This is a genomic window from Rothia amarae, assembly GCF_042677725.1.
Lineage (GTDB): Bacteria > Actinomycetota > Actinomycetes > Actinomycetales > Micrococcaceae > Rothia > Rothia amarae.
Window position 1 is genome coordinate 109,550 of sequence record NZ_JBHUCN010000014.1, and the last position, 15,274, is coordinate 124,823.

At 52.3% G+C, this 15,274-nt stretch carries 18 protein-coding genes; 15 read left to right on the top strand and 3 right to left on the bottom strand.

All coding sequences use genetic code 11. From position 1 onward, the window contains the following. The first annotated feature begins 105 nt into the window (after positions 1-105). Together hflX and ACFR81_RS09470 are read left to right on the top strand one after the other, a co-directional pair. Complete coding sequence (gene hflX / locus ACFR81_RS09465; RefSeq protein ID WP_145174894.1) at positions 106-1,719, top strand: GTPase HflX; 1,614 nt, start codon at positions 106-108, stop codon at positions 1,717-1,719. Continuing rightward, a complete protein-coding gene (locus ACFR81_RS09470) occupies positions 1,716-3,779 on the top strand; it encodes an ATP-dependent DNA helicase (RefSeq protein ID WP_343875646.1) in 2,064 nt (687 codons plus the stop codon). Before hflX ends, ACFR81_RS09470 begins: the two co-directional genes overlap by 4 nt. Before the next feature lie 93 nt (positions 3,780-3,872). Here the strand turns inward: ACFR81_RS09470 and lexA are convergent, their stop codons facing one another. Beyond that, on the bottom strand, positions 3,873-4,589 hold the full coding sequence (gene lexA, locus ACFR81_RS09475; protein WP_068168024.1) for a transcriptional repressor LexA: 717 nt from the start codon (positions 4,587-4,589) through the stop codon (positions 3,873-3,875). A 245-nt stretch (positions 4,590-4,834) separates the two neighbouring features. On the opposite strand from lexA, the gene ACFR81_RS09480 reads away from it, so the two are divergent. The 7 genes from ACFR81_RS09480 to ACFR81_RS09510 all read left to right on the top strand — a co-directional run bounded on the left by ACFR81_RS09480 (position 4,835) and on the right by ACFR81_RS09510 (position 9,679). Beyond that, positions 4,835-5,260: a LysM peptidoglycan-binding domain-containing protein gene (locus ACFR81_RS09480; protein WP_190616848.1), complete on the top strand. Its 426-nt coding sequence runs from the start codon at positions 4,835-4,837 to the stop codon at positions 5,258-5,260. A gap of 35 nt (positions 5,261-5,295) precedes the next feature. Next, positions 5,296-6,411: a histidinol-phosphate transaminase gene (locus ACFR81_RS09485; protein ID WP_343875642.1), complete on the top strand. Its 1,116-nt coding sequence runs from the start codon at positions 5,296-5,298 to the stop codon at positions 6,409-6,411. 77 nt (positions 6,412-6,488) lie between these two features. Further along, entirely contained in the window at positions 6,489-7,112 is a 624-nt protein-coding gene (gene hisB, locus ACFR81_RS09490) for an imidazoleglycerol-phosphate dehydratase HisB (RefSeq protein ID WP_068168034.1), read from the top strand. After that, positions 7,113-7,820, top strand: a complete 708-nt coding sequence (gene hisH / locus ACFR81_RS09495) for an imidazole glycerol phosphate synthase subunit HisH (protein WP_068168038.1) — start codon at positions 7,113-7,115, stop codon at positions 7,818-7,820. Then, the gene (locus ACFR81_RS09500; RefSeq protein WP_186303174.1) at positions 7,817-7,987 is read left to right on the top strand and encodes a hypothetical protein; all 171 of its coding nucleotides are present in this window, start codon (positions 7,817-7,819) and stop codon (positions 7,985-7,987) included. The genes hisH and ACFR81_RS09500 overlap by 4 nt, the downstream gene beginning before the upstream one ends. Before the next feature lie 19 nt (positions 7,988-8,006). Next, positions 8,007-8,735 carry a bifunctional 1-(5-phosphoribosyl)-5-((5-phosphoribosylamino)methylideneamino)imidazole-4-carboxamide isomerase/phosphoribosylanthranilate isomerase PriA gene (gene priA, locus ACFR81_RS09505; protein ID WP_343875639.1) on the top strand — a complete coding sequence of 243 codons (729 nt, stop codon included), beginning with the start codon at positions 8,007-8,009 and terminating at the stop codon, positions 8,733-8,735. Between the two features lie 47 nt (positions 8,736-8,782). Next, on the top strand, positions 8,783-9,679 hold the full coding sequence (locus tag ACFR81_RS09510; RefSeq protein WP_343875637.1) for an SseB family protein: 897 nt from the start codon (positions 8,783-8,785) through the stop codon (positions 9,677-9,679). A gap of 79 nt (positions 9,680-9,758) precedes the next feature. Here the strand turns inward: ACFR81_RS09510 and ACFR81_RS09515 are convergent, their stop codons facing one another. After that, on the bottom strand, positions 9,759-10,175 hold the full coding sequence (locus ACFR81_RS09515) for a DUF1844 domain-containing protein (protein ID WP_068168047.1): 417 nt from the start codon (positions 10,173-10,175) through the stop codon (positions 9,759-9,761). 363 nt (positions 10,176-10,538) lie between these two features. Here ACFR81_RS09515 and infC point away from each other — a divergent pair, with 363 nt between their 5' ends. The 6 genes from infC (at position 10,539) to ACFR81_RS09545 (ending at position 13,849) form a co-directional block, all read left to right on the top strand. Next, positions 10,539-11,174 (top strand): translation initiation factor IF-3, encoded by a 636-nt coding sequence (gene infC, locus ACFR81_RS09520; protein ID WP_068168053.1) that lies wholly within the window; start codon positions 10,539-10,541, stop codon positions 11,172-11,174. 191 nt (positions 11,175-11,365) lie between these two features. Continuing rightward, positions 11,366-11,560, top strand: coding sequence for a 50S ribosomal protein L35 (rpmI, locus tag ACFR81_RS09525; protein WP_068168056.1), 195 nt, complete (start codon positions 11,366-11,368; stop codon positions 11,558-11,560). A 114-nt stretch (positions 11,561-11,674) separates the two neighbouring features. After that, positions 11,675-12,058, top strand: coding sequence for a 50S ribosomal protein L20 (gene rplT, locus ACFR81_RS09530; RefSeq protein ID WP_068168058.1), 384 nt, complete (start codon positions 11,675-11,677; stop codon positions 12,056-12,058). A gap of 110 nt (positions 12,059-12,168) precedes the next feature. Next, entirely contained in the window at positions 12,169-12,432 is a 264-nt protein-coding gene (locus tag ACFR81_RS09535; RefSeq protein WP_141669314.1) for a hypothetical protein, read from the top strand. A gap of 75 nt (positions 12,433-12,507) precedes the next feature. Beyond that, positions 12,508-13,416 (top strand): TrmH family RNA methyltransferase, encoded by a 909-nt coding sequence (locus tag ACFR81_RS09540; RefSeq protein WP_343875765.1) that lies wholly within the window; start codon positions 12,508-12,510, stop codon positions 13,414-13,416. Continuing rightward, complete coding sequence (locus ACFR81_RS09545) at positions 13,409-13,849, top strand: (deoxy)nucleoside triphosphate pyrophosphohydrolase (protein ID WP_068168068.1); 441 nt, start codon at positions 13,409-13,411, stop codon at positions 13,847-13,849. Before ACFR81_RS09540 ends, ACFR81_RS09545 begins: the two co-directional genes overlap by 8 nt. A gap of 53 nt (positions 13,850-13,902) precedes the next feature. On the opposite strand, the gene ACFR81_RS09550 is transcribed toward ACFR81_RS09545, so the two are convergent. Next, entirely contained in the window at positions 13,903-15,195 is a 1,293-nt protein-coding gene (locus tag ACFR81_RS09550; RefSeq protein ID WP_343875630.1) for a GMC family oxidoreductase, read from the bottom strand. Between the last annotated feature and the right edge of the window lie 79 nt (positions 15,196-15,274).

Here is a 15,274-nt window from a genome sequence, read left to right on the forward strand (position 1 = left end):
AAGTATCTTCTCATCTGAAACTTTGTCCCCTCGCTGTGAGAAAACACGCGACCCAAAACCACCGCTTAGAGACTAAAATGGAAAGAACACCTGACGAAAGGAACTATGAGCAACCACGATTCGTTATCCAAAACCACCAACGTTCCCAGTGACGAACTGCTGCGTGAAACCGTTGACCGCGTTTTGGGTCGCTCACCACAAAATTTTCAGGAAAGCTCGGTGCTCGATGAACGCGCACGCGAACTATCCTCCAACCAGCCAGAACATTCCTCATTCGATGGCGATCAGGAAGAACTTGAAGAGCGTCGGGCTCTTCGCCGAGTAGCTGGTCTATCTACTGAACTCGAAGACGTCACCGAAGTCGAGTACCGCCAGCTTCGCCTGGAACGCGTAGTCCTGGCAGGGCTTTGGACCGAAGGTACCGTTACCGACGCCGAGAATTCCTTGCGTGAGCTTGCCGCACTCGCTGAAACTGCCGGTTCGGAAGTACTTGACGGCATCGTTCAGCGACGCATGAAACCGGATCCGGGCACATTCCTGGGCTCGGGCAAAGCACTGGAGTTGCGAGATATCGTTCAGAGCACCGGTGCTGACACGGTCATCGTTGACTCAGAACTTGCCCCCTCTCAGCGTCGTGCCCTAGAAGATATTGTGAAGGTCAAAGTTATTGACCGTACCGCGCTGATTTTAGATATTTTTGCTCAGCATGCTAAATCTCGTGAAGGTAAAGCCCAGGTTGAGCTGGCTCAGCTAGAGTACATGCTGCCTCGCTTGCGCGGCTGGGGTGCTTCTCTGTCCCGTCAGGCTGGCGGTCGTGCAGCAGGTGGCGAAGGTATCGGCTCCCGTGGCCCCGGTGAAACAAAGATTGAAATGGATCGCCGTCGTCTGCGTGCTCGCATGGCAAAATTGCGCCGTGAGATTGCCGCGATGGAACCTGCCCGTGAAACCAAGCGTCTTAACCGGCGCCGTAACCGTGTGCCCTCAGTTGCTATTGCTGGATACACCAACGCCGGTAAATCCTCCCTTTTGAACCGCCTGACGGACGCCGGGGTACTGGTTGAGAACGCCTTGTTTGCTACCCTGGATCCCACTGTCCGCAAGGCAGAGACCCCCGATGGAGTGGGCTATACGCTCTCCGATACCGTGGGTTTCGTTCGCTCTCTTCCTACGCAATTGGTGGAAGCTTTCCGCTCTACTCTGGAAGAGGTAGCGGAGTCAGACGTCATTGTTCACGTGGTCGATGCATCTCACCCTGACCCTGAGGGGCAGATTAAAGCTGTTCGTGAGGTTATGGCAGAGGTCGATGCCCAGGATATTCCTGAAATCATCGCGCTCAATAAGGCTGATGCTGCTGATCCATTTGTGATTGAACGAGTACGCCAGCGAGAATCCAACACTGTTGTAGTCTCGGCGCGTACTGGCGAGGGCATAGAAGAGCTTAAGCAGCTCATTGCAGATACTATTCCGCGTCCCTCTATCGAACTCAATATGCTGATTCCCTATGCACACGGTGAGATTGTTTCCCGCTTGCACGAATGGGACGCTGAGATTCTTCAGACTGCTTTCGTCTCCGATGGTACGTTCGTCCGTGCTCTCGTGCGAGAGGAAGTTGCCTCTGAACTGCAGGAATACAATCTAGAGGAAGACCTTCTAGAGGTTCTGCAACCCGAGATTGAAGCAGCACAGCAGGCTGGAGCGGTGGAGACTCATCGCGCATGAGCGAATCTGAATCCTTGGCAAACCAGAGAGAAGGCGACGTGCGCGCGCCCACCGGGTTAGAGCCAGAAACTCTGCCCGGGGCGCAGCCTGTGCTCGAACTCTTGGATAGTGCTGTGGCATCCAGCGGCGGGCAAAACCGCCCGGGACAGCGTACTATGGCAGCCCATGTTGCGCAGGCTTTAGAGATGGATCGGCACTTGCTGGTGCAAGCAGGAACGGGCACCGGTAAATCCTTAGGATATTTGGTGCCTGCGCTTCATTATGCGCAAACGAGCGATAAACCCATCATCGTGGCAACTGCAACGCTCGCGCTGCAATCACAAATTGTTAACCGTGATATTCCTCGACTCTTAGAGTCAGTGGAGGGGCAACCGGAAAGCGAAACAGAAGTTGCTATTCTCAAGGGGCGTAATAATTATGCCTGCTTGCACAAGGTAGAAGGTGGATATCCCGAAGATGAGGGAGAAACCCTTTTTGACATGGATACTTCCACGGGTTCTACGGGAAAACTCGGCGAAGAAATTTTACGTTTGCGGAAATGGGTGGACACTACAGATACCGGTGACCGCGATGAGTTGATGCCTGGTGTATCGGATCGCGCGTGGCGGCAGGTTTCTGTCTCTTCTGCAGAATGCTTAGGTAAGCGGTGTCCTTTGGTGGATTCTTGCTTTAGCGAGTTAGCTCGTGCCCGGGCATCTGAATCCGACATTGTGATTACCAATCATGCCTTACTAGCCATTAACGCTTTTGAAGGTATCGGCGTTTTGCCCGAGCATGAAGTCGTGATTATTGATGAGGCCCATGAGCTTGCTGATCGGGTGACCGGCGCGGTGACAGGTGCACTCTCTCCACTGATGATTTCTTCAGCAGCGAGGTCTATTCGCAAGCATACCAAGGCTAGCCATGAACCTCTTGAACAAGCCGGACGGGCATTGGACCAGGCTCTCGATGGTGTGCCTGCCGAATTGCTGCCCAAGGGGTTACCGCCGCGAGTTGCATCAGCACTACAGGCAGTACGAGATTCTGCTCGCGCGGCCCTTTCTGACACCAAGTCAGATTCTAAAGATACGGACGCTGGCAGACAGATGGCACGCGCCAAAGTCACTGAGGTGCTAGAACTTGCCGAACGAATGCTGGGTGTCAATGATGAACACGAGGTGGTATGGGTATCCCGCCAGGGGTCCTGGGAACCAGGACGGGGATACATAGCTGCCGATGATTCTGATCCTGCGACCTTGAACGTAGCACCGCTTTCAGTAGCGGGGCGCTTACGCGAAGGATTATTTGACGGTAGAACTGCGGTTCTTACCTCGGCAACTCTCACCGTAGGTGAGTCATTCGATGCTGCTGCAGGCGCCCTCGGGTTGCAGGGCCAGGGCGCACCGCGCTGGGAGGGTATCGACGTGGGGTCTCCCTTTGATTACCCCAAACAGGGAGTTCTATATCTAGCCTCCGACTTGCCCAAACCTGGGCGTGGTATTTCCGAAGAACAGCTCCAGCGAGTAGTGGAGTTAGTAGAAGCATCCCGCGGCGGCGCGCTCGGTTTATTTTCGTCCAAACGAGCAGCCGAATTAGCTGCAGAGTACGTGCGCGAACATACCGATTTGAATATTTTGGTGCAGGGGGAGTCCTCTCTGCGCGCTTTGGTGAAAGAATTTTCAGAGGATGTTAATTCCTGTCTCTTTGGCACCATGAGCCTCTGGCAAGGCGTTGATGTACCCGGTGATTCGTGTCGACTAGTGATGATGGATCGCATTCCGTTTCCTCGGCCCGACGATCCGCTGTCTGCCGCACGCACCCGTGCCGTTGCACAGAATGGCGGAAACGGTTTTATGGCTGTTTCTGCTTATCATGCGGCTATCCGCATGGCTCAGGGGGCCGGACGATTGATTCGTTCGGTGGGGGACCGCGGCGTCGTCGCTGTTCTGGATTCACGCATAGCAACCCAACGCTACGGTTCGTATATTGTGCGAGCGCTACCGCCGTTTTGGACGACGCAACGTACTGAAATTGTCATCGGTGCTTTGGAACGATTAGCAGCATCGGTGAATAAAGAATAGTCTCTGGAATGAACGGGGAAGTCCGTTGATTTAACCTCAAAGCGGGGCGCGAATACTCAATTCGCGCCCCGCATTGTGCGGTTGAAAAATATATTAGAGGCTTCTGAGAACCGAAACTACCTTGCCCATGATTGTTGCTTGATCTCCAAGAATGGGCTCATATTGAGTGTTCTGTGGCAACAACCAGGTATGCCCATCTCGCTGGCGAAACGTCTTTACCGTTGCCTCATCGTCCAAGAGCGCAGCCACGATGTCGCCATTGTTGGCGGTATTTTGGGTGCGGACTACTACCCAGTCACCATCGCAGATCGCGGCATCTACCATTGAATCTCCCTTGACGCGCAACATGAAGAGTTCTCCATTACCTACAATTTGGCGGGGGAGAGTCATGACATCTTCAATGGACTGCTCGGCAGTGATGGGGCCACCAGCGGCGATTCGACCTACCAAAGGAACGGTCGCTGTCTCGGCAGATGACTGGTCAAACTGAGGTAATTGAATGAGCTGAGCGAACGATTCAGTGGGAGCAGTTTTTCCTTCGGTAGCTTCCTCGTTAAGAATTTCAAGAGCGCGAGGTCGTTTGGGATCACGTCTGATGTACCCCAACTCTTCCAGACGGTTGAGCTGGTGCGTCACCGAGGACAGCGAAGCCAGCCCGACGATGTCTCCGATTTCTCGCATAGAAGGAGGGTATCCGCGCGTTTCGATTTCCTCCGAGATAGCCGTGAGGATTTTCTGTTGACGCGCAGTGAGCGGACGGCGCGCTGCGGGGCTTGCGCTCGGGTCAGCGTGGTTCTTGATGTCGCTCACAGTGTTTCTCCTTGATGCTTATCTTGTCAGACCCCCTCAGCAGAATATGTAGAGAACTTGCATGTTCGAGAAAGAGGGTGTGCTTTCCCTCAACTTTAATGCAAATCCCATCGAAAACCAAACATTTGTTCTAATAAATCTCGACTATGTTCGAATTATCTGATAGAACATATATACGACCTTCGAACAGATATTCGAATCAAATGTTCGAAGGGCCTCACACATCACTCAAAAGGAGAGTTCACATGAGCGCATATTCGCTTTCGCCTCATGCGGCACCCAAACGATTGACTTCTACCCGCCGCTCCACCCCAATTCGTCCGCAACAAAAGGTTTCTTCTAAGCCTTCACCGCGCTGGAAACTTACGCGCCGAGGAAAGCTTCTCTTCAGGGGATTGCCGTTGATCACATTAGCTGCGCTTATAGTGCTGGGAGCCATCGCACTTATTAACCCTTCAGAAGCTCATGCAGGGAAAGAGGGAGCCTCCAGCGTGGTTACGCAGGAAATTACCGTCCAGGGTGGGCAAACTCTATGGGATATTGCGTTAGAAGTTGAAACTTCTGCTGATACTCGCGACGTCGTACAACAGATCATCGAAATTAATGATTTGAAGGGGAGTTCTATCGATGCGGGGCAACGGTTAGAAATTCCTCTATACGCTGAGAAATAAGAGCATCGATGGGTCAAGCTCGTTAGACTTTAGCTGTGACTGAAGCTATGGAAAATCTTGAAAATTTACCTCTCCGAGAAGACCTGCGAGGGCGTTCTCCCTATGGTGCTCCTATGTTGGACGTGCCGGTCACCCTGAATGTCAACGAGAATACGCACCCTATGCCGGTTGAGGTTGTAGAAGCTATTACTCGAGAAGTGGCTGAAACAGCGAAGACACTCAATCGTTATCCAAATCGAGAATTCACAACCTTGAGGAAGGAGCTGGCTTCCTATCTAGGGCACGGATTGACAGAAAATCAGCTGTGGGCTGCCAATGGTTCCAACGAAATTCTGCAGCAGCTTTTCCAGGTATTTGGTGGACCCGGTAGAAGCGTCATGAGTTTCGTTCCCACCTATTCTATGTATCCCCTACTTGCGGATGGCACCAATACCACTTTTATTGCTGGTTCCCGGGCGGATGATTTTACCTTGACTGCTGCATCTGCCGTAGAGCAGATTCGACATCATAAGCCCAACCTCGTAGTCTTATGTTCGCCTAACAATCCCACCGGGACCGGGTTAGACTTGTCGACTATCGAGGCAGTATATGAGGCTATGAGCGAGCATGATGGTATCACCATCGTGGACGAAGCCTACGCCGAATTTGCCCAAGATCCCTCTCAGACAGCCCTAACGCTGTTGGAAGACCGACCTCTTCTCGTCGTTTCTCGCACAATGAGTAAAGCCTTTGCCCTGGCAGGCGCAAGAATTGGGTACTTCGCAGCATCTTCGGCTATGTGCGATGCCGTTCGACTGGTTCGACTTCCATATCACCTCTCAGCAGTTACTCAAGCAACTGCACTCGCGGCACTGCGCCATCGTACCCAGCTGTTAGAAAATGTAGAAGATATCCGCTCTCAACGTGATCGAATCGTTCGTAAACTCAGGGAGTTCGGATTAGAACCAGCAGATTCCGATTCAAACTTCGTGTTTTTTGGCGGACTCAAAGATGAAAAAGCAGCCTGGCAGTATCTGCTCAAAGACGGTGTGCTAGTTCGCGATAACGGCATCGCCCACCATCTACGGGTGACCGCAGGCACCGAATCCGAGACTTCTGCCTTTCTGGAAAGCCTAGAAACATACCTTCGTAACACCGGAGAACTCTCCTAGGTACAGAGATAAACAGCACTTCAGATGCTGGTGCGATAACCTAGTCCTATCCCTATACTCTCCAGAAAAAGAGAACAATGGCAGAATCAACGACCGGCTTGGGTCCACGCATTGCTTCACAAGAGCGGCACACCAGTGAATCGTCCGTCTCTGTTTCTATCAATCTTGATGGAACGGGAAAAGCTGACATAGACACCAGCGTGCCTTTTTACGACCATATGCTGACGGCTCTATCCAAGCACTCGCTCATCGATATGACCATTAAATGCACAGGTGATACCCATATCGATGTTCACCATACGGTGGAAGACACTGCCATCGTGCTCGGAGAAGTTCTGCGTGAAGCACTGGGAAATAAAGCCGGCATCCGCCGTTTTGGAATGGCTACTATTCCATTGGATGAAGCTCTTGCTCAGTGCGTTGTCGATATTTCTGGAAGACCTTATCTGGTGCATCAGGGTGAACCTGCAGGCTTTGAGTTTCATCTGATTGGCGGGCATTTCACCGGTTCTATGGTTCGCCATTGCTTAGAAGCAATCGCTTGCCATGCTGGTATTTGCCTGCACATGACCGTTCTGGGCGGGCGCGATCCGCACCACATCGCGGAGGCAGAGTTTAAAGCACTGGCACGTGCTCTGCGCGAAGCGATCGAATCGGATCCGCGTCATCACGATATTCCATCGACCAAGGGAGCACTCTAGATGGTAGCTACAGAAAGCATCTCCAAAGCCCCGCTGAATCGTCCTACCGTCGTTGTGCTTGATTATGGCGCAGGGAATGTTCATTCTGCAGTGCGAGCACTAGAGGAAGCTGGAGCTTATGTCATCCTGTCCAAAGACGAAGCGGACGTGCTCGGAGCAGATGGTCTGGTAGTTCCAGGCGTGGGGGCGTTTGACGCTGTGATGAAAGCACTTCAACAAGTGCAGGCGCCTCGTATGATTGGTCGCAGAATTGCCGGGGGTCGTCCCGTTTTAGGTATATGTGTAGGACTACAAATTTTTTTTGATAAAGGGGTAGAACACGGGATAGAAACTGCGGGAATGGGGGAATGGCCTGGAACCGTCGAAAAACTGAAGGCGGACGTAATCCCCCATATGGGCTGGAATACCGTAGAGCCGGCCGAAGGCTCGACTCTCTTTCAGGGAATCGAAAATGAGCGCTTCTATTTTGTGCATTCTTATGGAGTGCAGAATTGGGAATTCGAACAGAATTCTGAGACCATGAACCCGCCTCAAGTCACCTGGGCAGAACACGGTACGCGATTTATCGCGGCTGTAGAAAACGGTCCGTTGTGCGCCACTCAATTTCATCCCGAAAAGTCTTCAGAAGCTGGTATTGCTCTGTTGCGAAACTGGATTTCAACTTTAAAAGTTACTGGCCGGTTATCGCAGGAGGATTCTAAGGCATGAGTACTTCACTTTCTGGACTGTTGCTCATGGCGTTTGGTGCATTCTTTATTGGCGGAGCTTGGTCTTTCCGTTCGCAAAAACTTCCCCTCATCGTGCAACTCATTATGGCGATTGTGGGTATCGCGCTGACAGTCTATGGTGGATTTATTCTTTTTACCTATAACTAATGAAAGTGGGAGCAAGACTATGAGTACCCAACGGCTTGAATTGCTGCCCGCAGTTGATGTGGCAGATGGGCAGGCTGTGCGGCTTGTTCAAGGTGAAGCAGGCTCTGAAACGGGTTATGGAGATCCTGTGGAAGCAGCTTTAGCTTGGCAGAATGCAGGCGCAGAGTGGCTTCATCTGGTGGACTTGGACGCTGCCTTTGGTAGAGGGAACAACATCGAGGTTCTCACCGAAGTGGCTCGAAAAGTTAATCTCAAGGTGGAGATGTCCGGTGGTATTCGGGACGACGAATCCTTGGAGCGGGCGCTCTCTCTCAATCCTGCTCGAGTAAATCTGGGTACAGCTGCCCTGGAAAATCCTTCCTGGACTTCGCGCGTCATTCGCCAGTATGGGGGAAAAATAGCTGTAGGCCTGGATGTCCGGGGAACTACTCTGGCAGCTCGCGGCTGGACAGAAGACGGCGGGGATCTCTGGGATGTCTTGGATCGTTTAGAAGCTGATGGTTGTGCGCGCTATGTGGTAACGGATGTGACCAAAGATGGCACCTTGAAGGGTCCTAACTTAGAACTTCTGAAGCAGGTTGCAGAGCGTACCGATAAGCCCGTTGTCGCCTCGGGTGGAATCTCTAGCTTGGACGATATCGGAGCCCTTCGAAGCCTTGTTGGTTCGGGAGTTGAAGGTGCCATCATGGGTAAAGCGCTCTATGCCGGTAAATTCACTCTGGAACAAGCGCTCGAAGTCGCCGGATAATCACCTCTGCTCACGCCGCACATATCGTTTTCTACTCAAAGGTCATTATGTCTTTTCCTCAAACTACGGGGTCCGCATCAGGCGATTCGCAGAAGCAACCGCGTGAACTTCCCGCCCACATTGTGGCTCAGCTAGCGAGTGCGGGCCGGTCGACCGATACTGCCGGTCAGCCCTGGGGCGGGCGCAATCTGGGAGAGGGAACGAGTCATACGCATCAGTACCCTTCTGATACAGGACGCACAGAGTCTACTGTTCAGCAGGCTTTCGCTGCTTTTGTTGCGGGAGATATTGTTGAAGAAAACGTGGTAGATGCTCTACGGGGAGCTCGTGTTTTTGCTCCAGTGGTGGCTGAAGTTTCGCATTCTGTGATTACTGATGAAGGTCTCATCTCCGATAAGGAGGCAGATATGGCTTTGATTAGTATTGAAGCTCCCGACGGGCGCAAGGCGCTACCCATCTTCACGAGCGTAGATGCGTTAACAGCCTGGCATGACAAAGCGCGACCGGTAGCTGCGGATATGCGTAAGACAGCGTTATCTGCAGTAGAGGATCAGAATCAGATGCTGGTCATCAACCCCGGTAGTGATATGACGTTTGTGGTTCGACGTCCGGCGCTGTGGGCCATTGCTAAGGGGGAGTCGTGGGTTCCCTCCTATAAGAGCCCAGAAGTTTTGAAGCAGCTGAAGGATATTACCTCTGATTTAGCAGTGGTTACTGATGTTCGGATTACTGCCGGCCACGGTGTTGCAAGTTTGTCCGCAGAAGGAAAGCAGCTTGCCGGTGGCGGCCCGGGTCCTGAACTCAACATCACTTTGGTGTTAGTACCCGGTCTGAACCAAGAACAACTCAACACAGCAATCCAGGTTTTCCAGCAACGACTGGCATCTCATAGGGAACTGTCCGAAGCAATAGATTCTGTGCAACTTTCGTTGACTTCCCAGTAACCTGGTTTAGCGAGAGTTCAGGGAAAGCGTCTCAAAATAAGACGCTTTCCCTGAACTATTTTGTGGGAGGCTCGGGTCTCTAGAAAACTGGACCGGTGAATTTCTCTCCGGGGCCCTGCCCGGGTGCATCGGGTTCAAAGGAAGCTTCACGGAAGGCGAGCTGCAGGGTGCGCAGCCCATCACGCAGGGGACCAGCATGCTGTGAGCCAATTTCCGGTGCTGCCGCGGTGACGAACCCAGCCAATGCGGTAATGAGCTTGCGTGCTTCATCTAGGTCTTTGAGTTCGGCTGCATTTTCTTCAGCTGCCAAACCACATTTAACGGCTGCCGCGCTCATGAGGTGCACGGCTGCGGTGGTGATGATTTCTACCGCTGGCACATCTGCGATATCTCGCATTTGTGCGTTGACGGCGTCAATCTGTCCCTGGGAAATCTCATGGTCAGGTGCTGGCTCGCCGGATTCATCGGCGAATCGGAAAGAATTGTTTTCAGTCATGTATTCAGAATCTCATACTCTAATTCGGAACGCGGTATCGGATCGGGCAAAAGCTTGAAAACTGACGAGAGTCTGAGACCAATCTTGGTCACAATCGTTGAAAATCCGGGCATATCCGAGTAAACTCTATATAAGTTTGCAAGCGGAGGTATCTCCCACCCGCATCAACCGCATTCATCCAGTGATCAGGTTGTCGGGTATTGCCACGGATTCCAGTGAATCCTGTTTGAGGTATGCCTTCGTTTGCGCGCGCATCGAAGGCATTTTTTATGCCCCGATGAGCTAACGATTTTATTCACGGGGAAACCCACTGAGCTACAGGAGCTACTCATTAGCGATCCACGCATCAATGAACGTATTCGTGTGCCGGAAGTTCGACTTGTTGGACCCGGCGGCGAACAGGTTGGCATTGTCCGAGTTGAAGATGCTTTGCGACTAGCGCAGGAATCTGATTTGGATCTGGTTGAGGTTGCCCCCTCGGCTAAACCGCCGGTATGCAAGCTCATGGACTTCGGTAAGTACAAGTACGAAGCCGCAGTTAAAGCACGTGAATCCCGTAAGAAGCAGGTTAACGCTTCTTTGAAGGAAATCCGTTTCCGTCTAAAGATTGATACCCATGACTACGAAACCAAGGTCGGACACGCGCGTCGTTTCTTGACCGGTGGTGACAAAGTCAAGGCTATGATCCAATTCCGTGGTCGTGAACAGCAGCGCCCCGAGATGGGTGTGCGTTTACTGGAACGCATGGCGGCTGACTTGGCAGAGGTTGGTACCGTAGAGTCCAGCCCTCGTGTTGATGGTCGCAATATGGTGATGGTTCTTGCTCCTCTCCGCGGCAAAGCGGAAGCTCGCAAGGAATCTCAGCCTAAGCAGCGTTCCGGTGGCCGCAAGGGTCGCGAACGCGTTGACACTCAGAATGCTACCGAGGTCTCGAACTCTGTTGCAGGTGCTATGCCTGAAGAGCTCAAGAACATGGCTAAGCAGGCTGACTCAGAGTAATTCTGGGCACGAAATAGGCGGTTCAATGGACACCAAACTCCTCGCTCCACTAGAGTGAGGCAGTTGGTTCTGGTTGCACGACCCATATGTTTCCATAGGGCGTGAATCCACCTCGCAATTGCGAATCCAATTCGCTCACAGAGTTCTTCTCATTGAAAGATGAGAAGCAGAACGTAAGGAGAACGGCAGCTATGCCGAAGCAGAAGACCCACTCTGGTGCTAAAAAGCGCTTCAAGCTCACCGGTACTGGCAAGGTAAAGCGCCAGCAGGCGAACCGTCGTCACTACCTAGAGCACAAGTCCTCACGTCTTACCCGCCGTCTGGCATCTGACCAGATTGTTGAGGGTGGTCAGGCTAAGGTCATCAAGAAGATGCTGGGCAAGTAAGCTCACCCTTTTCTAGGACTGTGCCCTATAGACGGGCTTGAAAAAACTTTTTAGAACTCGCTCCTCGCCGATAATTTTGAGATCGGCCAGGACATTAAGACGAAGGAGACACACGTGGCACGTGTGAAGCGCGCGGTCAACGCGCACAAGAAGCGTCGAGTAATCCTCGAACGAGCATCCGGCTACCGTGGACAGCGTTCACGCTTGTACCGTAAGGCTAAAGAGCAGGTCATTCACTCGCTCGTATACAGCTACGATCACCGCCGCAAGAAGAAGGGCGATTTCCGCCGTCTTTGGATTCAGCGCATCAACGCAGCTGCACGCGCAGAAGGTCTGACCTACAACCGTTTCATCCAGGGCCTGAAGGCTGCTGAGGTTGAGGTTGATCGCCGTATGCTAGCTGAACTTGCTGTGAGCGAGCCTGCTGCATTCTCAGCTCTCGTTAAGATTGCTAAGGACAACTTGCCTGCTGATACTTCAGCTCCCAAGGCTGCATAATTTCAGCCGAGCTGGATATTTGAGGCTATTTACCTGATATATCTTTTGAAAGTGCCGCTTTCCCGTCGGGGGAGAGCGGCACTTTTTTGCTTGCCGCTAGCGAAACCTCTGTGTTTAAATCTGAAAGTGATTCCTCGCAACGTCAAGCAACGATATATTTTCACACCACCGATTGCGGCAAGATTAAATATCGCGGCTTCAACTATCAGATGGAGCCAGATGCATTAGAACAAACGCTGAATTCGAGATACCGCGGGCAGAAAATCATTTTTAGCGTGCCTGCAATTGATCTGCTCCCGCAGGACTTATCACCTGCCCATCGATTTGCGGTGGGAGAGCTAGATTATCGTACCTGGAGTATGCAAGAACACTAAGCCAACCGCGATAAACATAACTCCGGTACAGTAGAGATTGTGGAATTTAGAGAACGCCTATGCACCCCCGTCATTATGGAAAATCCTCACGCTGATCGTGTGAAGGATATTGCCAACCTCGCCAGCCGTCGAGGCCGCGCCAAGAAGAACCAGTTCTTGGTGGAAGGCCCGCAAGCTGTTCGTGAAGCTCTGAAGTTTCACCTGGACGAGCGTCCGATTCTTGACGCCGTCTACATCACCGAGGCTGCATTCGATCGCCACGAAGATATTGTAGATTTGCTGGAGGCCGCTCACGGTACTCCTACCCCCGAACAGGGTCGAAAAGTGTTCATGCGTATGGTCACCGAAGAGGTTTTGGACTCCATGGCGGAGTCTGTAACTCCTCAGGGGATTATTGCTGTTTCATTTAAACTGGATATTACTGAGGCCGATATTTTCGGCGCAGACGCTATTAACCCGCGCCTTATCGCCGTCCTGACTCGTGTTCAGGATCCGGGAAATGCCGGTACTATTTTGCGCGTAGCAGATGCTGCCGGCGCCGATTTAGTACTGACAACTAAGGGCTCGGTTGACTTGTACAATCCGAAGACCGTCCGCTCTACGGTCGGCTCGATTTTCCATGTGCCTATCTTGCAGGGAATCGATCTCGAAGAATTTGCAGAAGACGCAAAAGCACAGGGAATCGGCGTACTTGCTGCCGACGGCTACGGAAATGTTAGCTTGGACGATTTAGCCGACGCCGCTGTGGCACAACGGCTAGGAATTGAGCTAGAACGCAAGCCCAAATTCGATTTAGCGCAGCGTACTATGTGGCTCTTTGGCAATGAAGCCCAGGGGCTGACTCGCGAAGAGAAGGCAGTCGCTCAGGCAAAGGTTGTGGTACCTGTTCACGGTTCTGCTGAGTCTTTGAACGTGAGTACGGCAGCGGCTATTTGCCTCTATGCTTCAGCACGGGCAATCAACAGCGGATCGGCTCATGAGTGATTACCCCACCGAATCGAGTGATTTTGCGGTTCAGGTTGTAGGAGCTGCCATCGTTGATTCTTTGGATGGACCCCGGCAAATTTTAGTTGCCCGCCGAAGTGCGCCCGAGGCGTTAGCCGGGCTATGGGAATTCCCCGGTGGAAAGGTTGAGCCGGAGGAGACCTGTGAACAGGCTTTGCAACGAGAGTTATCCGAGGAATTAGGGATTGAATCTATCCTGGGGCAGGAGATATCCGGTCCGCTTATGCAAGGATGGCAGCTCAACGACCGGGCAGCGATGCGCGTGTGGACATCAGAAATTTCTGCTGGGAATCCGCAACCTTTACAGGACCACAGTGAGTTACGTTGGGTAAATCTCGACGAAACGCTGCTGGAATTGGACTGGATTCCTGCAGATTTTCCAATAGTTCAAGCGCTTTTAGAGACTCTCTAAGAAGAAGCGAGATGGAATATTTTCCATCTCGCTTCTTTTAATTTCGGCTGTAGCTAGGATTCCTTTGGACTGAGGATGAAGTCTGCTGCTCGCTCTGCAATCATGATGCTCGGAGCGTTGGTGTTGCCGGTGGGTACCGTGGGCATCACCGAAGCATCCGCAACATATAGACCGCTGACTTTATAAACTTCTAGGGTACGGGGATTGGTAACGGACTGAGCCGACTGGCCCATAGCGCAGGTTCCTACCTGGTGGTGATAGGTCACTACTGAATTTCGAGCGTATTCTTCAAGTTCCTCGTCTGTAGTTACCTGAGGACCGGGCCAAATTTCTTCAGCACCCCATTCCTCAGCGAGAGCAGCCTGGCGTCCAATAGTGCGGCAATGCTTGAGGGAAGCAACAAGAGCGTCCGCATCGGTTTGTTCTTCGAGTGCCGCCAAGTCTAAGGAAATAGGGTCTGAAATATCAGCGCCTGTGAGGGTGAGCTCGCCTCGACTTTGCGGGCGAACAATACCTGCCATCAGAGTAAATGCTTGGTCAGGACCGGTCATGTCACCTGGATACCCTTGTGAATACATGGGGTTGCTGAAAAAGATGGGCTGGGTATCAGGTACGAGCTGGTCAGCAGTGCTCTTTGCAAACAGATGAGTTTGCGCGGGTGCGGCCTCAGGCACACTGATTTCTTGTGTGGTGGTAAAAATGACGGGGGCTAGCATGTGATCGTGCAGGTTCTTTCCTACGCCGGGCACATCGGCAATTACCTCAATTCCCAGTTCTGTTAATTCATGTGCGGGTCCGATGCCGGAGCGCAAGAGTATTTCTGGAGACCCTAGAGCCCCCGCGCAGAGAATCGTGGCACCGGCAAAAATATCTTGAACAGCGCCGTCCTGCTTCAAAAATTGTGCACCCGTTACCTGAGTACCTTCGAAGAGAAGGCGGGTAACTCGGTGCCCGGTGAGAATCGTGAGATTCTTATGGTTCTTGACCGGCAGGATGTAGGCGCGGAACGTACTGAATCGATGTAAATCTCGAATATTTAGCTGCATACGGGAGATGCCTTCTGGATTTCCGCTGTTGTAATCTTTATTCAGCGGGAATCCTGCCTCAACCGCCGCCTGCACCATCGATTCTTGTAAATCGTGCCGTGGGTAGGTGGAGCAGACATCGAGCAGACCTTCATCGGAACGGGTCTCGTTGAGTTCTCCGTCAAATTTTTCAATCTTTTTGAAATAGGGGAGTACTTCATCCCAGCTCCAACCGGGGCAACCGTTATAACTCCAGTTATCGTAGTCTTCTCGTGCTCCGCGCACCCAAATACATGCATTCAACGCATGCGAACCGCCCATGACTTTGCCTCGCGGCACGTGAAGACGGCGTCCAACAGCCTACGTGCCATCACGTTACCTGCCGAACCTGCACCAATAA